The organism is Nocardia sp. NPDC050697, assembly GCF_040654395.1.
Taxonomy (GTDB): Bacteria; Actinomycetota; Actinomycetes; order Mycobacteriales; family Mycobacteriaceae; genus Nocardia.
The window spans coordinates 109,738-127,177 of record NZ_JBFAHY010000005.1 but is presented as its reverse complement, the minus strand read 5'-3'; the positions used below and the strand labels follow the sequence as shown (position 1 = coordinate 127,177).

Here is a 17,440-nt window from a genome sequence, read left to right as displayed (position 1 = left end):
GAAGCACCGTGGACGTCGACACCGTTCTGCAGCACCTCGCGATCGAGCTGCCCTCCTGGGCATTCGGCAACTCCGGCACCCGCTTCAAGGTGTTCGGCACGCCGGGCACCGCGCGCACCGTCCGGGAGAAGATCGCCGACGCCGCCACCGTGCACCGGCTCACCGGCCTCGCGCCCGCCGTCGCGCTGCACATCCCGTGGGACGCCGTCGACGACTACGCCGAGCTGGGTGGGTACGCCGCCGATCTCGGGGTCCGGCTCGGCACCGTCAACTCCAATACCTTCCAGGACGACGACTACAAGCTCGGCAGCCTGACCCACACCGACAAGCGGATCCGGCAGAAGGCGATCGACCACCACCTCGACTGCCTGGAGATCATGGAGCGCACCGGCTCCCGCGATCTCAAGATCTGGCTCGCCGACGGCACCAACTACCCGGGCCAGGGTGATATCCGGGCCAGGCAGGACCGGCTCGCCGAATCGCTGGCCGCCATCTACCAGCACGTCGGCGCCGGCAAGCGGATGGTGCTGGAGTACAAGTTCTTCGAGCCGGCCATGTACATGACCGACGTGCCGGACTGGGGTACCGCGTACACCCAGGTCAGCGCGCTGGGGGAGCGGGCGGTGGTGTGCCTCGACACCGGGCACCACGCGCCGGGCACCAATATCGAGTTCATCGTGGCGCAGCTGCTGCGGCTCGGGAAGCTCGGCTCGTTCGATTTCAACTCGCGCTTCTACGCCGACGACGACCTGATCGTCGGCGCCGCCGACCCGTTCCAGCTCTTCCGCATCCTCTTCGAGGTGCTGCGCGGCGGCGGGCTGGAGCCGGGCTCCGGGGTGGCGCTGATGCTCGACCAGTGCCACAACATCGAGGACAAGATCCCCGGGCAGCTGCGCTCGGTGCTCAATGTCCAGGAGATGACGGCGCGGGCCGCGCTGGTCGACCTGGACGCGCTGGCCGCCGCGCAGGAGTCCGGCGACGTGCTCGGCGCCAATGCCGTGTTCATGGACGCCTTCTACACCGACGTCCGGCCGCGGCTGGCCGCCTGGCGGGCCGGGCGCGGCCTGCCCGAGGACCCCATGGCCGCCTACGCCCGCTCCGGGCAGCAGCAGCGGCTCGCCGCCGAGCGCACCGGAGCCGCCGCCTCCTGGGGCGCCTGACCACACCGACATCGGAAACGAGGAAACACCTGCCATGACCCACCCCACGGTCGCGGAACTCATCGCCAGGTCCAACCGGCTCGGCGCCGACCCGAAGAACACCAACTACGCGGGCGGCAACACCTCCGCCAAGGGCACCGGCACCGACCCGGTCACCGGCGAGCCGGTCGAGCTGCTGTGGGTCAAGGGCTCCGGCGGCGACCTCGGCACGCTCACCGAGCCCGGGCTCGCGGTGCTCCGGCTGGACCGGCTGCGCGCCCTGACCGGGGTGTACCCGGGCGTCGAGCGCGAGGACGAGATGGTCGCCGCCTTCGACTACACCCTGCACGGCAAGGGTGGCGCCGCACCCTCCATCGACACCGCCATGCACGGGCTGGTCGAGGCCGCGCACGTGGACCACCTGCACCCGGACTCCGGCATCGCGCTGGCCACCGCGGTGGACGGCCCCGAGCTGACCGAGAAGATCTTCGGCGACCGGGTGGTCTGGGTGCCGTGGCGGCGCCCCGGCTTCCAGCTCGGGCTCGACATCGCCGCCATTCGCGCGGCGAATCCGCAGGCCATCGGCACGATCCTGGGCGGCCACGGCATCACCGCCTGGGGCGAGACCTCGGACGAGGCCGAGGCGCGGTCGCTGGAGATCATCCGGACCATCGAGGAGTTCCTGACCGCGAACGGCAAGGCCGAGCCCTTCGGCGCGGTGCTGCCCGGCTACGCGGCGCTGCCCGCGGACGAGCGCCGGGCCCGGGCCGCCGCGCTCGCCCCCTTCCTGCGCGGCCTCGTCTCCACCGACCGCCGCCAGGTCGGGCACTTCACCGACACCGAGCCGGTGCTGGACTTCCTGGCCCGCGCCGAGCACCCGCGGCTCGCCGCGCTCGGCACCAGCTGCCCGGACCACTTCCTGCGCACGAAGGTCGCCCCGCTCGTGCTCGACCTACCGGCCGACGCCCCGCTCGAGCGGGTCAGGCTGCGGCTCACCGAGCTGCACGCGGCGTACCGGGCCGAGTACCGCGCCTACTACGAGCGGCACGCCACCCCCGACTCGCCCGCGCTGCGCGGCGCCGACCCGGCCATCGTGCTGATCCCCGGCGTCGGCATGTTCAGCTACGGCGCGGACAAGCAGACCGCGCGGGTGGCGGGCGAGTTCTACCTGAACGCCATCAATGTCATGCGCGGCGCCGAATCGGTCTCCCGGTACCGGCCCATCGACGAGGCGGAGAAGTTCCGCATCGAGTACTGGGCGCTGGAGGAGGCCAAGCTGGCGCGGCGGCCGGAGCCCAAGCCGCTGGCGGGCCGCATCGCGCTGGTCACCGGTGCGGCGTCGGGGATCGGGAAGGCCATCGCGGTGCGGCTGGCCGCCGAGGGCGCCTGCGTGGTGGTGGCGGATCGGGACGCGGCGAAGGCCGCCGAGGTCGCCGCCGAACTGGGCTCGGCCGACGTGGCGATCGGCTTCGGCGCCGACGTCACCGACGAGGGGCAGGTCCGGGCCGCGGTGGACGCGGCGGTGCTCGCCTTCGGCGGCCTGGACCTGGTCGTCAACAATGCCGGGCTCTCGCTCTCGAAGTCGCTGCTGGAGACCAGCGCCGCGGACTGGGACCTGCAGCACGACGTCATGGCCAAGGGCTCGTTCCTGGTCTCCAAGGCGGCCGCGCGGGCGCTCATCGACCAGCGGCTGGGCGGCGACATCCTCTACATCTCGTCCAAGAACTCGGTCTTCGCCGGGCCGAACAATATCGCCTACTCCGCCGCGAAAGCCGATCAGGCGCACCAGGTCCGGCTGCTCGCGGCCGAGCTGGGCGAGCACGGCGTGAAGGTGAACGGCATCAACCCGGACGGGGTGGTGCGCGGCTCCGGCATCTTCGCCGGCGGCTGGGCCGCGCAGCGCGCCGCGGTCTACGGGGTCGAGGAGTCCGAGCTGGGCGCCTTCTACGCGCAGCGCACCCTGCTCAAGAAGGAGGTGCTGCCCGAGCACATCGCCAATGCCGCGTTCGCGCTGTGCAGCGCCGACTTCTCGCACACCACCGGGCTGCACGTGCCGGTCGACGCCGGGGTCGCCGCGGCGTTCCTGCGATGACCGGCGCGGTCGCCGCCGTCGATCTCGGCGCCACCAGCGGGCGGGTCATGCTGGCCCGGGTCGGTCCCGGCCGGATCGAGATGCGGCAGGTCGCCCGGTTCGGCAACGACCCGCTGCCGCTCTGGCACGGCGATCGGTCGGCCCTGCACTGGGACCTGCCCGGGCTGTACCGCGAGGTCGGGCGCGGGCTGGCCGAGGCCGCGCGGCTGGAGCCCGGGCTGCTCGGCGCCGGAATCGACTCCTGGGCCGTGGATTACGGCCTGCTGCACCGCGGCGCGCCGCTGAACCTGCCCTACCACTACCGCGACACCCGCACCGCCGCGGGCGTGGCGGCGGTGCACGCCGTGGTGGACCAGGCCGAGCTGTACCGGCGCAACGGCCTGCAGTTCCTGCCGTTCACCACGGTGTACCAGCTCGCGGCCGAGCGGCTCGCCGGCACGCTGGAGCTCGCCGACGTGGCGCTCCTCGTCCCCGACCTGCTCGGTTACTGGCTCACCGGTGCGCGGGTCACCGAGCGGACCAATGCCTCCACCACCGGGCTGCTCGGGCTGGACGGCGCCTGGGACACCGAGCTGCGCACCCGGCTCGGGCTGCCCGCGCTCTTCCCGGACGTGGTCGACCCCGGCACCCCGCTCGGCCCGGTGCTGCCGTCGGTGGCGGCGGCCTTCGGGCTCGACCCCGCCCTCACCCTGAGCACCGTCGCCTCGCACGACACCGCCTCCGCGGTCGCCGCCGTGCCCATGGCGCCGGAGGCCGCCGCCTACATCTCCTGCGGCACCTGGGGGCTGGTCGGCGTCGAACTCGCTTCGCCGCTGGTCAGCGCTGGGGGCAGGGCCGCCAACTTCACCAACGAGGGCGGGCTGGACGGCCGCACCAGGTACCTGCGCAATGTCATGGGGCTGTGGCTGCTCAGCGAGTCGGTGCGGCACTGGCAGCGCACCGGCATCGGCGCCGAGCTGTCCCGGCTGCTCGCCGCGGCCGCCGCTGCGCCCGCCCCGGCCGCCCCCTTCGACGTCGACGACCCGGTCTTCCTCGCCCCCGGCGACATCCCCGGCCGGATCGCGGAGTGGTACGCCGCCCGCGACCTCCCGGCCCCCGCCGACCCGGTCGCCACGGTGCGCGCCATCGTGGAGAGCCTCGCCGCCGCCTTCGCCACCGGCGTCCGCACCGCCGCCGAGCTCACCGGAGTCCCGGTGCGCAGCATCCACCTGGTCGGCGGGGGAGCGCGGAACACGCTGCTCTGCACCCTGCTCGCCGAGCACGCGGGGGTGCCGGTGCTGGCCGGGCCGGTCGAGGCGACCGCGCTCGGCAACATACTGGTGCAGGCCCGCACGCACCGGCTGCTGCACGGCGACGTGGACGCGCTGCGGGCCGAGGTGGCCGCCGCGTTCCCGCCGCGCCGCTACCCGCCCCGCACCGCTCCCGCCAGAAAGGCAGGCTGATGAAACGACAGCTCCCGAAGCCGCGCGATCTCGCGCCGCTCCTGCGGTTCGAGAAGCCCAAGCTGGGCGCGCGGCGGCGGCTCGACGCCGCACTCACCATCGAGGACCTGCGCCGCATCGCCAAGCGCCGCACCCCGCGCGCCGCCTTCGACTACACCGACGGCGCCGCCGAGGCCGAGATCTCGCTGGATCGAGCCCGCCAGGCGTTCCGCGACATCGAGTTCCACCCGGCCATCCTGCGCGATGTCGAGAAGGTCACCACCGGCTGGGAGGTGCTCGGCGCCCCGGTCGCGCTGCCCTTCGGCATCGCCCCCACCGGCTTCACCCGCATGATGCAGACCGAGGGCGAGTACGCCGGGGCCAGGGTCGCCGGCCGCTCCGGCATCCCGTTCGCGCTCTCCACCATGGGCACCGCCTCGATCGAGGACGTCGCCGCCGCGAACCCGGACGGCCGCAACTGGTTCCAGCTCTACATGTGGAAGGACCGGGAGCGCTCGATGGCCCTGGTCGAGCGGGCCGCCGCCGCGGGGTTCGACACCCTGCTGGTGACCGTCGACGTCCCGGTGGCGGGCGCCCGGCTGCGCGACACCCGCAACGGCATGTCCATCCCGCCCGCGCTCACCCCCGCCACCGTGCTCGACGCGCTGCCCCGGCCGCGCTGGTGGATCGACTTCCTCACCACCGAGCCGCTCGCCTTCGCCTCCCTGGACCGCTGGTCCGGGACCGTCGCCGAGCTGCTCGACTCCATGTTCGACCCCACGGTGACCTTCGAGGACCTGGCCTGGATCCGGCAGCAGTGGCCGGGCAAGGTCGTGGTCAAGGGCATCCAGACGCTCGCCGACGCCCGCGCGGTCGTCGATGCCGGGGTGGACGGCCTCGTCCTCTCGAATCACGGCGGGCGGCAGCTCGACCGGGCACCCATCCCCTTCCACCTGCTGCCCGAGGTCGCCCGCGAACTGGGCCGGGACACCGAGATCGGGCTGGACACCGGCATCATGTCCGGGGCCGACATCGTCGCCTCGATCGCGCTCGGCGCCCGCTTCACCCTGATCGGCCGGGCCTACCTCTACGGCCTCATGGCCGGTGGCGAGGCCGGGGTGGAGCGCGCGGTGCGGATCCTGGCCGGGCAGGTGGAGCGCACCATGCGGCTGCTCGGGGTGCGCGCCCTGGAGGAGCTCGCGCCGCACCACGTCACCCAGCTGACCAGACTTGCCCCGCGCCCGGTGGCCGATCAAGATCGGGGGTGAGCAGTTCGGCGAGGTGCCCTCGGCAGGCACGGAGGAGGCGTGAGCCCCGGTGGTGAGCATGCGGGAGGTGGCCGCCGCGGCCTCGGTCTCGGTCGGCACCGTCTCCAATGTGCTCAATGCCCCGGAGAAGGTCGCGCCCGCCACCGTGCAGCGGGTGCAGCAGGCCATCGACCGGCTCGGCTTCGTCCGCAACGACGCCGCCCGGCAGCTCAAGGCCGGGCGCTCGCGCTGCGTCGGGCTGGTGGTGCTCGATATCGGCAACCCGTTCTTCTCCGATATCGCCCGCGCCGCCCAGGAGCGCGCCGCCGCGCACGACCTGGTGGTGCTGCTCGGCTCCAGCGACGACGACCCCGAGCGCGAGCGGCAGTACCTCGACACCTTCGACGAGCAGCGGGTTTTCGGGCTCATGATCTCGCCGTCCGGGGCCGGCGACGAGCGGATCGCCGCACTGCGCAGCCGCGGCGTCCCGGTGGTGCTGGTCGACCGGGACGGCAGCGGCACCCCGTTCTCCTCGGTCGCCGTGGACGATGTGGCCGGCGGCGACCTCGCCGTGCGGCACCTCTGCGCCACCGGCCGCCGCAGGATCGCCGTCGTCGGCGGCCCCGCCACCCTCTCGCAGATCGCCGACCGCCGCACCGGGGCCCGCCGCGCCGCCGCCGAGCACGGCGTCGCCATCGCGATCTGGGACACTGCCGCGCCGACCGTGCTCGCGGGCAGGCAGGTCGGGGAGCTCATCGCCGGGCAGCCCGCCGCCGAGCGCCCGGACGCCGTCTTCTGCGTCAACGACCTGCTCGCCATCGGGGTGCTGCAGGCGCTCACCCTGCGCGGCGTCGCGGTCCCCGCCGATATCGCGCTCATGGGCTATGACGACATCGATTTCGCGCAGTCCGCCATCGTGCCGCTGACCTCCGTCCGGCAGCCGCGCGCGCAGATCGGCTCCTCCGCGGTCGACCTGCTCGTCGCCACCGCGGAGAGCGACGGCGAACCCGAGCACGTCTGCTTCCGCCCCACCCTGGTCGAACGCGCCTCCACCGAACCGATTGCCGGTCAACACGTTTGAGACACGCTATCCGAGCAAACCCCGGGGGTGACGCCGGGGCAACCCTGTCCGCTCGCGCGGGCCCCTGCGTCGTCACCGGCCCCGGCCGGGCGTCCCGCGACCGGCTGCCCGGCCGGGGTCCCTACCGCCCGGCGCGCCGGACGGGCTGCCGGGTCGGCACCGGATCGGTGCTCAGGAACGTGCCGACCAGCCCGTAGACCAGCTCCGGCTTCTCCACCACCAGCAGGTGCGAGGTGCCGGGGACGATGGCGAGCTCGGCGTCCGGGATCGCGCGGTACAGCGCGAGGGTGTGCTCCGCCGCGATCATGTCGTCGTCGCCCGCCATCACCAGGGTCCGGGCCGCGACCCCGGCCAGCTCGCCGGTGCCGAGCGCCGGTTCGGCGCGGCCCAGCTCGATCACCTTGCGGGCCAGCTCCGGGAAGTGCTCCTCACCGTCCGGCGAGACCTCGCCGTGCTTCGCGGCCAGGTACGCCATCGCGGACTCGTCCTCGAAGCCGTCCAGCACACCGGGCAGGAGGCCACCGACGTGGTAATTGCCGCTGATCAGCACCAGTTTGCGCACCAGGTCGGGGCGGGCGAGCGCGACCTGCAGCGCCAGATTCGCGCCGTCACTGTGCCCCACCAGGTGCGCCGCGCCGCCGACCACCCGCTCCAGGAACGCGATCAGATCGTCCGCCAGCGCGGCGTAGCTCAGCGGCCCCGGCACATCCGGCGTGTGCCCGTGCCCGCGCCGATCCATCCGGTACACCTGGAACCGGCTGATGAGCAGCGGGAGCGCGGGCGCGAAGGTGCGGGAGTCGACGAAGCCGCCGTGCAGCAGCACCACCGGTTCGCCGTCGCCGCGCACGTCGAACCAGGTGGGCACGGTACCGAGCTCGATATTCGCCATGCGCCCATCATCCGGTATGGGTTCCGGCGTCGACGCGGCGGCGGCGAGTGCGGCGTCACCCGCGGCATTTCCCGGCGAACAGCCGGATACCCCGAGCCGGGCGGTTGTCGCTCCCGCGAACTGGACGCGCAGGGAGAGTGAGTGTACGGTCACTCAAATGAGCAGACGGGCCACCCTCTCCACCGCCGAACTCCGCCGCGAGGCCGCGGTGGAGGCCGCGATCGACGAGTTCGCCCGCACCGGCTACCACGGCACCCCGATCGCGAGTGTCGCGGCGCGCGCGGCGATTTCGCCCGCGTACGTCTTCAAGCTGTTCCCCGGCAAGATCGCGCTCTTCGTCGCCGCGCTGGATCGGACCTTCGAGCTGGTCCGCGACGCGCTGGCGGCGGGCGCGGCGGCACAGGGGGAGCAGACCCCGGAGGCGGTGCTGCACCGCATGGGCGGCGCCTACGCCGAGCTCATCGCGGACAACCGGCTGCTCATGGTGCAGGTGCACGCCCAGTCCGCGGCGGATATCCCGGAGATCGCCGCGGCCATGCGCCGCGGGCTGGAGCTGGTCACCGCGTACGCGGCCGAGCGCTCCGGCGGCACCGCCGAGCAGGTCCAGCGCTTCATGGCCTACGGCCAGCTCTGCCACCTGATCACCACGCTCGATATCGACGCGGGCGCGGGGGAGTGGGCGGCGCTGCTCACCGCGGGAATCCGGCACCCCGGCCGCTGAACGCCCCGCTTCGCGGCAGCGTTGCCGCGTGCCCATCGGGTGACTGACCAATCACACACTATAGAAGGAATTCGACATGCAGACCACCGAGATCGTGCTGCCCGGCAAGGTCGAGCCGAGCGGGCTCCGGGTCGAGCGGCGTGAGCTGCCGCCGCCCGGCCCCGGCCAGGCCCTGGTCCGGGTACTCGCCACCGGCGTCTCCTTCGCCGAGCAGCAGATGCGGCGCGGCAAGTACTTCGACCAGCCGCCGTTCCCCTTCGTCCCCGGCTACGACCTGGTCGGCGAGGTCGCCGCGGTCGGCGCCGGGGTGGAGCAGGCGCTCGCCGGCCGCCGGGTGGCGGCGCTGACCAAGATCGGCGGCTGGCGCAGCCACGTCCTGCTGGACGCCGCCGACCTGGTCCCGGTGCCGGACGGACTCGACCCGGCCGAGGCCGAGACCCTGGTCGTCAACGGCATCACCGCCTGGCAGCTGCTGCACCGCACCGCTCGGACGCCCCGCGGCGCCACCATCCTGGTGCACGGCGCCAACGGCGGCGTCGGCTCGGTGCTGGTCCAGCTGGCCCGCGCCGCCGGGATCACCGTCATCGGCACCGCATCGGCCCGCAATGCCGATGCCGTGCGGGCGCTCGGCGCGCAGTGGGTGGACTACACCGGCGACGTCCCCGCCCTGGTGCGTGAGCTGGCCCCCGGCGGCGTGGCCGCGGTCTTCGACCACATCGGCGGCCCCGGCATCGTCGACTCCTTCCGCCTGCTCGCCCCCGGCGGCGCGCTCGTCGCCTACGGCACCGCCGCGACCAAGGACACCGAGGGCGATTCCCGGCTCCCGGTCCTGAAACTGCTGGCCCGCCTGGCCCTCTGGAACGCGCTGCCCAACAGGCGCCGCGCGCACTTCTACAACCTCTGGGCGGGTAAGCGGAACGCCGCCGCCTTCCGCACCCGGATCGCCGACGACCTCGGGCGGGTCTTCGCCCTCGCGGTCGCGGGCGAGGTGCGCGGCCAGGTCGCCGCGCGGCTCCCGCTCGCCGAGGCGGCGGCGGCGCTGCGGCTCGCCGAATCCCGCACGGTCGTCGGCAAGGTGGTGCTCGAGCCGTGAGCGCGCCCCCCGCCGCCGCCCGCGGCGCACCCGCCACGGCGACCCTGCTCGCGGCAGCCGCTCTGACCCTCATGGCGGCCGCCGTGATCGCCCCGGCCCTGCCCGCCATGGCGGCGGCCTACGCCGGAACACCCGGCGCGGAGCTCCTGGTCCGGCTCGCGATCGGCAGCACCTCGCTGGCCATCGCGGTGAGCGCGCCAGCGGCCGGGGTGCTCGCCGACCGGATCGGCCGGGCCCCGCTGCTCACCGGCGGTCTGCTGCTCTACGCGGTGAGCGGGGCCGCCGGGTACTTCCTGACCACCCTGCCCGCGGTGCTCGCCAGCCGCGTCCTGCTCGGCATCGCGGTCGGCGGCGTGATGACGGCGGTCACCGCCAGCCTCACCGACCGGTACGAGGGGCCGCTCCGGGCACTGTGGCTGGGCAGGCAGCAGGCCGCCGCCTCGCTCGGCGGCGTTGTCTTCCTGCCGCTGGCCGGGGTACTCGGCGGGCTCGACTGGCGGCTCCCGTTCTGGCTGCACGCCGCGGCCGCGCCGATCGCCGTCGCGGCGGCGCTGCTCGTGCGCGACGGAGCGCGAGCTCCGGCCCCCGCGCCGGCGGGGGAGCGCGGCGGTAGCGGCAGCACCGGCATCTACCTGCTGGCGCTCACCGCCACGCTCGCCTTCTTCATGGCCCCCACCCAGCTGCCGTTCCTGCTCGCCGAACAGGGCGCGAGCGCCGCCGCCATCGGCGCCATCGTGGCGGGCAGCACGCTCACGAGTATCGCGGGCGCCCTGCTCTTCCCCCGGCTGCGCGCCCACCTGAGCCCGGCCACCGTGACCGCCGCGAGCCTCGCGCTCCTCGGCCTCGGCTGGCTCGTTGCCGGCACCGCCGCGCACCCCGCCCAGGTGCTGGCCGGGCTCCTCGTCGGCGGCTTCGGCGTCGGCGCCCTCGTGCCGAACCTCAACCTGCGGCTGGGCGAGCTGGCTCCGGCAGACCGGCGCGGCCGGGTGCTGAGCGGCCTGGTCACCGCCGTCTTCCTCGGACAGTTCCTCTCGCCCCTGGCGCTCGCGCCCCTCATCGCCGCGATCGGCATCGCGGGCGCCTTCACGACCACCGGACTCGCGCTGCTCGGCGCGGGCCTCCTCCTCCGGCAGAAAGGCCGAAAGTCATGATCTACCACGGCAACCGCTTCACCCTGAAGCCCGGCGTCACCGCCGAGCAGCGCGAGACAGCGCTGGAGAGCCTGCGCGACCAGGGCCGCGTCATCCCGGCGGTCCGGCACTTCACCGTCGGCCCCGACCACGGCGGCGAGTACGAGTGGGGTGCCGTCTTCGCCCTCGACGACCTCGACGGCTACTGGGAGTACCTGGTGCACCCGGCGCACCTGAACACCGACCGGATCGGCCTCCCGCTGGTCGACCGCTTCGTGTCCTTCGACATCACCGACGACCCCGACCCCGGACTCGGCGCGCGGATCGCCGCGCTGCACCGGCGGCGCTACGCCTCCATGCCCGAGATCGAGGGGCTGGTCGCCGATCTCGGGCACTACAGCGGCAGCGCCGCACCCGGCGAACACGCCGGGTGAGGCCGCTCAGGTGATCCGCGCGTGCGGTGGCGCGGCTCCGCCGATGGTCGCCTCGGCCGCGCCGGTGAGCAGCCGCAGGAAGTCCTCCTGCTCGCTCCGGCCCCGCACCGCGGCGCGCCCGGTGCCACCCGGCAGCACGCGCACCAGTGCACTGCGCGCCAGATTCACCGGGATGCGCAACGCCGGGTACCAGGGCAGGTGGGCGGGCAGCCCCAGCGTCCGCATGGCCTTCGGCCCGAGGAAGGCGCTGGTCACCGAGAGGTGCCGGGAGCGCGCGATTTTCCCGCGCAGCGCCGGCAGGTTGGGGTAGTGCCAGGTGAGCGGGTCGTCGGCCATGGGGAGGGCGAGCTGCCGGCTGGTGTCGTCGGGGTTCGTGATGGCGCCGAGGCAGTGGTAGAGGATGCCGACGCCGTCCCGGAACCCGGTCGGCAGCCACGCGTCCTCGACGCCGATGAGCCAGCCCACGTAGCGGGTCAGGTGCGCCGCCGCCGCGGTGTCCGCCCGGCTCGGGATGATGCCGAGCGCCATGCCGCCCACGAACGGCGCGAGCAGCGCGCCGACCAGGGTGGCCGCCATATCGGTCTGGTTGATCGGCACCCCCCACTCGTCGCCGCGCCAGTCCGGCATGGCCGCCACGTGCCTGCGCACCAGCGCGTGGATCAGCCGCACGTGCAGCGTGGAGCGGTACCCCTGTCCGTACAGCTCCATGCCGTTCTCGGTGGAGACGTCCATGGCCCACTGCAGCGTCTCGGCGAAGCGCTGGGCGGGCCCCTTCTCCAGCGCGCCGGTGCGCAGCAGCGTCTTGTTGAAGCCGGAGGCCAGGTAGCCGCCGAGGAAGGAGACGTCGCGGGCGAAGTAGAGCCCGTCGGTGCCGCCGGAGCGGAACACCCGCTCGCCGTGCCGGAGCAGGTCCGGGTCGACCCAGTCCGGGGTCGCCTCGACGGCGGCGAAGAAGGCGCGCAGCGGCTCCGGCGCCTCCGGCACGCTGTCGATCCCGGTACGCAGCGCCCGCTCGAAGAGCGGCCGGGTGGCGTCCATCCCCTCGGCGTCCATCCAGTCGACCAGCCGGTCCATCGGCTCGTCGCCGACGAGCAGCGACTCGCCGAGCTGCCGCCAGCGCTCGGCGCTCGGTTTCCCGATGCCGAGCAGCAGGGCGAAGGGGCCGAGACCGGGGGCCTTACGTGGCCTTTCCGGATGCCGGGTGGGAACGGGCGCGGTCGTCGTCATCGGTGACTTCCTCGGTGGTGGTGGCGATGCCGTGCTTCATGAGCGGCACGATGGAATGCCGGACGAAGGCGCGGGCCAGCTCCGGATCGGTGAAGTCGACGCTGCCGCCGCCCGGCGTCAGCATGAGCGAATGCGCCAGCCGCGCAACGAGTTCGGCGACCGGCCGCGGATCGTAGCGCTCCACCAGCCCGGCCTCCTGGGCGTGCGTGAGCATGCCGGTGATGTAGTCGATGCCGATCGCGACCAGCCGCTCGCCCTGCACGGTGTAGAAGCCGAGCGCCTCCTCCGGCGCCACCCGCAGCAGCTGGGTCACCAGCCGGTGGATGCGGGTCTGCAGCAGCACGTGCAGGACGGTCTCCTCGAGCTGTGCCTCCACCCCGGAGGCGGTGGTGGCGATCGCGGTGACCTCGGCCAGCATCCGCCTGGTCTCCCGCTCCAGCACCGCCTCGACCAGGTTGTCCTTGCCCGCGAAGCGGCGGTGGATGGTGATCCGGTTGATCCCGGCGCGGCGCGCGATGTCCTCCAGGCTGGCCCGGCGGATCCCGACCTGCAGGATCCGGTCGAGCGCGGCGTCCATGATCGACTCGTCCACGCTGTCGTACCGGTCCGCCATGTAACGAGTATGCAAAATCTGTTTCATTGTGTCAATCGGCCGCCGCAGCGCCCGCGAAGCGCGGTACGTTACCGCCTATTCGGCGTTTGCGGAGGGTGTTCGCGGGGACCGGTCGCGCACCATAGACCACAACATGTTCGTTACCGAATCGACTGTTCAGAGCGGTAAATCGGACAACTGGGGGTGCGCCCTACCCAAAATGCGGGAAAGTCTGTCGCCCACAACCGAACCCTGCTAAGTTACTGAGTATTCCGGTTCATGAGGCACGAGATTCCCGGCGGTCGGGGCGTGCAGGAACTCGACGAGGAGTAGCGACATGGATGGATTCAGCAGGCGTAACGCGCTGAAGGTCGGTGGGGCGCTCGGCGCGGTCGGCGCGCTGGCGACGGTGGCACCGGCCCGCGCGGAGCCGTGGACGTGGTCGCCGCAGGGCTCGGTGGCGGGCAGCGGCGAGGGCGCCGATCCGATGACGGTCTGGGACCCGGAGTCCGATCAGCTGGTCGCCTCGCTGATCGACCGCGGCGAGGTGCCCGCGGTCAACGCGCTGCTGCGCACCTGGACCCGCAATGCGCAGCCGCTGCCCGAGGGGCTGCCCGCCGATCTGCGCGATTTCATGGAGTACAACCGGCAGCTGCCCGCCTGGGCGGATCAGGGCAAGCTCGCCACCGCCATCGACTTCAACAAGAAGCGCGGCCTCTACCTCGGCGTGCTCTACGGCCTGGCCAGCGGCATGATGTCCACGGTCATCCCGAAGGAGGCCAAGGCGGTCTACTACTCCAAGGGCGGCCAGGACCTCAAGGACCGCATCTCCAAGACCGCCAAGCTCGGCTACGACATCGGCACCGCCAATGCCTACGCCCCGGACGGCGAGATGGTGGTGACCTGCCTCAAGACCCGGCTCGCGCACTCCGGCGTCCGGCACCTGCTGCCGCAGTCGCCGCACTGGGTGAGCTCGGCGCAGGAGGAGATCCCGATCAGCCAGCAGGACATGATGGTGACGTGGCACAGCCTGCCCACCACCGTCATGCGGCACCTGACCGCGTGGCGGGTGCCGATCCCGGCGCACGAGTCCGAGGCGTTCCTGCACTCCTGGCAGGTCTGCGCGCACATGCTCGGCATCCGCGACGAGTACATCCCGAACTCCTGGGACGAGGCCAACGCGCAGGCCGCGCAGACCCTCGACCCGGTGGTGGCCGCCACGCCCGAGGGCATCAAGCTCGCCGACCGGCTGCTGCACCTGGGCAACAACCTGGACCTGGCCATCCTGTCCAAGGGCGTGCTCGGCGCCTTCACCCGCTTCATCCTCGGCGACAAGCTCGCCGACGATCTGCAGATCGCGCGCGAGCCGATCTGGGAGCCGCTGCTCGACGTCTCCTGGGGCCCGTTCGTCGCCGTCCGCGAGGGGCTTTTGCCGATCGTGCCACTCGCCCCCGACGCGTACTGGCTCTTCGACGAGTTCCTGCGCCAGTTCGCGCTGGTCTACCTGTCGGAACTCAGGATGCCGTTGAACATCGAAATCCCTACGATGAACCGTGACATGAACGTGCCGCCGAAGTAGTCGGGGACTCGGGGCACTCGAGGGATGCTTCTTGTGACGACATGGAGACCATGATGCTTGCACGGTGGAAATCGGTGGCCGCCCTCTGCGCGGCCACCGCGGTGTCGAGTGCGCTGCTCGCCCAGGGCCCCGTCGCCTCGGCGGCGCCCGGCGACTGCCCCGACCTGTACGTGGTGGCGGTGCCGGGCACCTGGGAGACGTCGAACGAGGATCCCGGCCGCGGGATCCTCGCCCAGGCGGCGGAGGGGCTGCCCGGCAATGTCCGGGTGGACTACATCCACTACGCCGCCACCGCCTTCCCCTGGGAGGGCGAGGTCTACGGCCGGTCCAAGGCGGAGGCGGTGGACGGCGCCCGCGGCGCCGTCCAGGCCATGGCGCTGGCCTGCGGCAACACCCAGATCGCGCTGCTCGGCTACAGCCAGGGCGCGGACGCCGCCGGTGACGTGGCGGCCGAGATCGGCACCGGCCTCACCGTCGTCCCCGCCAACCGGGTGGCGCTGGTCGGGCTGGTCTCCGATCCGCGCCGCTCGCCCACCGACGCGCTGATCGGCGCGCCGGTCTCCGGTGCGGGCGCGGTCGGGCCCCGGGTGAACGGCTTCGGCTGGCTCAGCCCGTCGACCTACACCTTCTGCATCGAGGGCGATCTCTACTGCGCCATGCCGGACGGTGACTTCGCGGGCCGGCTCGCCGGGTTCGCCGTGCAGCTCTCCAACCCGGATCCGTCCAAGATCGGCAGCTACCAGTACCAGGCGGGGGAGCTGCTCAGCGACGCCTTCGCCGCCGGCGGCTGGGGCCTGCTCGCCGATCAGCTCAACTCCAACGCCTACGACGAGCGCAAGCAGCAGGTGGACGACTTCCTGAAGTCCGGCATCCACCAGTCGTACGCCGGCTACGCCGTCGCCCCCGGCGGGGTGACCGCGCTCGGCTGGCTGCGGCAGCGGCTCATCCAGGTGCTGCGCGGCTGATCTCCGCGCTCCGAACGCCCCCGGTCTCCCCGCCGGGGGCGTTTCGCCGTTCAGCGGCGTGAGCACCGTCACTTTCCGGGGATCGGCGCAGCGTGCGACCCCTTCCGCGCGATAAATCGGGTGCGTTCTGTCGGTGGTGCGCGGAATACTCACCGGCACCCGATGAGTTCGACCGGTGCACACCGTCTGAACCACCGAGGCACCGGCGGGGAGTTCGGTGCCGTGGTCACGCGCCAGCCCAGACCTTGCCGACGTTCCAGCCCCGGAGGTACCCATGCCCGCCGAAACCGCAGTACCGATACGAAGCGGACGGACACCGCTCGTCATCCGGGTCCTGGTGCTCGCCACCTTCGTGGTGATCCTCAACGAGACCATCATGATCAACGCCATCCCGCGGCTCATGGCGGACCTGCACGTCGACGACCGCGCCGCGCAGTGGGTCTCCACCGCCTTCATGCTCACCATGGCCGCGGTCATCCCCGCGACCGGCTGGTTCCTGCAGCGCGTCACCACCAGGCAGGCCTACGCGACAGCCATGGCCGTGTTCCTCCTCGGCACCGCGCTCTCCGCGCTCGCGCCCTCCTTCGCGGTGCTGCTGATCGGCCGCGTCATCCAGGCGGGCGGCACCGCCGTCATGATGCCGCTGCTCATGACCACCCTGATGACCGTCGTCCCGGAGCAGGACCGCGGCCGCGTGATGGGCAATGTCACGCTCGCCATCTCGGTCGCGCCCGCCATGGGGCCGGTCATCTCCGGGCTGGTGCTGCAGGTCGGCTCCTGGCGCTGGCTCTTCGTGCTGGTGCTGCCGATCGCCGGCGTCGTGACCTGGCTCGGGCTGCGGCAGCTGAAGAACGTCGGCGAGCCGGAGGCCGGCTCCATCGACGTGCTCAGCGTGGTGCTGGCCGCGCTCGGCTTCGGTGGCCTGGTCTTCGGCCTGAGCCGCTTCGAGAGCGGCGATTACACCACCCCCGCGCTCATCGTGGCCGGCGGCATCGCCCTGATCGCCGTCTTCGCGCTGCGCCAGATCCGCCTGCAGCGCACCGGAACCCCGCTGCTCGACCTGCGGGTCCTGCTGGCCGGCACCTACACCAAGGCGCTGGTCCTGATGTCGGTGGCGTTCCTCGCCATGATGGGCTCGATGATCCTGCTCCCGCTCTACCTGCAGAACCTGCGCGGCCTGAGCCCCCTCGCCACCGGCCTGTTGGTGATGCCAGGCGGGCTCGCCATGGGGCTGCTCGGCCCCACCGTCGGCCGGCTCTTCGACCGCTTCGGCGGCCGCTGGCTGGTGATTCCCGGCGCGGTCGGCATCGCCGTCGCCCTCGCCGGGTTCAGCCGCATCACCCTGACCATGCCGTACTGGCAGCTCCTCGGGCTGCACATCCTGCTCATGATCTCGCTGGCGGCCACCTTCACCCCGGTCTTCACCCTCGGCCTCGGCGCGCTCTCGCACCACCTGTACTCGCACGGCAGCTCCATGCTCGGCACCCTGCAGCAGGTCGCGGCGGCCTTCGGCACCGCGCTGGTGGTCACGGTGATGTCGTCGCGGAGCAGCGCGCTGATCGAGGAGGGCGTCGACGCGGTCACCGCGCACCTCGACGGCACCCGCCTCGCCTTCCTGGTCTCCGCCGCGCTGGCCCTGATCGTGGTGGTGGCGGCGATCCTGCTGCCCAGCCGCGCCGCGGTCGAGGAGGACATCGAGGACGAGTTCGCGGCGGCCACCCCGCCCGAACTGGTCAAGGGCTGAGTTCCGCGGCGCCCCCGGCTGTTCCGGCAGCCGGGGGCGGTCCGCGAATTTACCGGAATGTCCTGCGACCAATCCGGTGCTCCATC

General features: G+C 72.7%; 16 protein-coding genes and 1 pseudogene. 13 read left to right on the top strand and 4 right to left on the bottom strand.

Annotated elements, in window-relative coordinates; translation table 11 throughout:
* The first annotated feature begins 8 nt into the window (after window positions 1-8).
* From rhaI to AB0H71_RS19145, 5 genes are read left to right on the top strand one after another with little or no spacing between them, the layout of a single operon-like run.
* Window positions 9-1,160 (top strand): L-rhamnose isomerase, encoded by a 1,152-nt coding sequence (gene rhaI, locus AB0H71_RS19165; RefSeq protein WP_357022301.1) that lies wholly within the window; start codon window positions 9-11, stop codon window positions 1,158-1,160.
* Window positions 1,161-1,194: 34 nt separating this feature from the next.
* Window positions 1,195-3,231, top strand: a complete 2,037-nt coding sequence (locus tag AB0H71_RS19160) for a bifunctional aldolase/short-chain dehydrogenase (RefSeq protein WP_357022298.1) — start codon at window positions 1,195-1,197, stop codon at window positions 3,229-3,231.
* Window positions 3,228-4,673 (top strand): rhamnulokinase family protein, encoded by a 1,446-nt coding sequence (locus AB0H71_RS19155; protein WP_357022295.1) that lies wholly within the window; start codon window positions 3,228-3,230, stop codon window positions 4,671-4,673. The genes AB0H71_RS19160 and AB0H71_RS19155 overlap by 4 nt, the downstream gene beginning before the upstream one ends.
* The gene (locus tag AB0H71_RS19150; protein ID WP_357022293.1) at window positions 4,673-5,920 is read left to right on the top strand and encodes an alpha-hydroxy acid oxidase; all 1,248 of its coding nucleotides are present in this window, start codon (window positions 4,673-4,675) and stop codon (window positions 5,918-5,920) included. Before AB0H71_RS19155 ends, AB0H71_RS19150 begins: the two co-directional genes overlap by 1 nt.
* A gap of 58 nt (window positions 5,921-5,978) precedes the next feature.
* A complete protein-coding gene (locus AB0H71_RS19145) occupies window positions 5,979-6,980 on the top strand; it encodes a LacI family DNA-binding transcriptional regulator (protein WP_357023267.1) in 1,002 nt (333 codons plus the stop codon).
* Window positions 6,981-7,101: 121 nt separating this feature from the next.
* Here the strand turns inward: AB0H71_RS19145 and AB0H71_RS19140 are convergent, their stop codons facing one another.
* Complete coding sequence (locus tag AB0H71_RS19140; protein ID WP_357022290.1) at window positions 7,102-7,869, bottom strand: alpha/beta hydrolase; 768 nt, start codon at window positions 7,867-7,869, stop codon at window positions 7,102-7,104.
* Window positions 7,870-8,026: 157 nt separating this feature from the next.
* Here AB0H71_RS19140 and AB0H71_RS19135 point away from each other — a divergent pair, with 157 nt between their 5' ends.
* Both AB0H71_RS19135 and AB0H71_RS19130 read left to right on the top strand, forming a co-directional pair.
* Window positions 8,027-8,590 (top strand): TetR/AcrR family transcriptional regulator, encoded by a 564-nt coding sequence (locus AB0H71_RS19135; RefSeq protein ID WP_357022287.1) that lies wholly within the window; start codon window positions 8,027-8,029, stop codon window positions 8,588-8,590.
* 76 nt (window positions 8,591-8,666) lie between these two features.
* Window positions 8,667-8,924 (top strand): annotated as a pseudogene (locus tag AB0H71_RS19130) (alcohol dehydrogenase catalytic domain-containing protein); the annotation flags it as partial.
* On the opposite strand, the gene AB0H71_RS19125 reads toward AB0H71_RS19130, so the two are convergent.
* Complete coding sequence (locus tag AB0H71_RS19125) at window positions 8,858-9,100, bottom strand: hypothetical protein (protein ID WP_357023264.1); 243 nt, start codon at window positions 9,098-9,100, stop codon at window positions 8,858-8,860. The pseudogene AB0H71_RS19130 and the gene AB0H71_RS19125 overlap by 67 nt on opposite strands.
* Here AB0H71_RS19125 and AB0H71_RS19120 point away from each other — a divergent pair.
* The 3 genes from AB0H71_RS19120 to AB0H71_RS19110 are packed head-to-tail and all read left to right on the top strand — an operon-like array spanning window position 8,994 to window position 11,247.
* A complete protein-coding gene (locus tag AB0H71_RS19120; RefSeq protein ID WP_357023261.1) occupies window positions 8,994-9,683 on the top strand; it encodes a zinc-binding dehydrogenase in 690 nt (229 codons plus the stop codon). The two genes, AB0H71_RS19125 and AB0H71_RS19120, sit on opposite strands and share 107 nt — an antisense overlap.
* Window positions 9,680-10,834, top strand: coding sequence for an MFS transporter (locus AB0H71_RS19115; protein WP_357022286.1), 1,155 nt, complete (start codon window positions 9,680-9,682; stop codon window positions 10,832-10,834). Before AB0H71_RS19120 ends, AB0H71_RS19115 begins: the two co-directional genes overlap by 4 nt.
* A complete protein-coding gene (locus AB0H71_RS19110; protein WP_357022283.1) occupies window positions 10,831-11,247 on the top strand; it encodes a Dabb family protein in 417 nt (138 codons plus the stop codon). The genes AB0H71_RS19115 and AB0H71_RS19110 overlap by 4 nt, the downstream gene beginning before the upstream one ends.
* 6 nt (window positions 11,248-11,253) lie before the next feature.
* On the opposite strand, the gene AB0H71_RS19105 is transcribed toward AB0H71_RS19110, so the two are convergent.
* Together AB0H71_RS19105 and AB0H71_RS19100 are read right to left on the bottom strand one after the other, a co-directional pair.
* Window positions 11,254-12,474: an oxygenase MpaB family protein gene (locus tag AB0H71_RS19105; RefSeq protein ID WP_357022281.1), complete on the bottom strand. Its 1,221-nt coding sequence runs from the start codon at window positions 12,472-12,474 to the stop codon at window positions 11,254-11,256.
* On the bottom strand, window positions 12,425-13,087 hold the full coding sequence (locus AB0H71_RS19100; RefSeq protein ID WP_357022278.1) for a helix-turn-helix domain-containing protein: 663 nt from the start codon (window positions 13,085-13,087) through the stop codon (window positions 12,425-12,427). The genes AB0H71_RS19105 and AB0H71_RS19100 overlap by 50 nt, the downstream gene beginning before the upstream one ends.
* A 316-nt stretch (window positions 13,088-13,403) precedes the next feature.
* On the opposite strand from AB0H71_RS19100, the gene AB0H71_RS19095 reads away from it, so the two are divergent.
* The 3 genes from AB0H71_RS19095 (at window position 13,404) to AB0H71_RS19085 (ending at window position 17,354) form a co-directional block, all read left to right on the top strand.
* A complete protein-coding gene (locus AB0H71_RS19095) occupies window positions 13,404-14,645 on the top strand; it encodes an oxygenase MpaB family protein (protein ID WP_357022275.1) in 1,242 nt (413 codons plus the stop codon).
* Window positions 14,646-14,695: 50 nt separating this feature from the next.
* A complete protein-coding gene (locus tag AB0H71_RS19090) occupies window positions 14,696-15,610 on the top strand; it encodes a cutinase family protein (protein WP_357022272.1) in 915 nt (304 codons plus the stop codon).
* 274 nt (window positions 15,611-15,884) lie between these two features.
* The gene (locus AB0H71_RS19085; RefSeq protein ID WP_357022270.1) at window positions 15,885-17,354 is read left to right on the top strand and encodes an MDR family MFS transporter; all 1,470 of its coding nucleotides are present in this window, start codon (window positions 15,885-15,887) and stop codon (window positions 17,352-17,354) included.
* Window positions 17,355-17,440 lie beyond the last annotated feature (86 nt).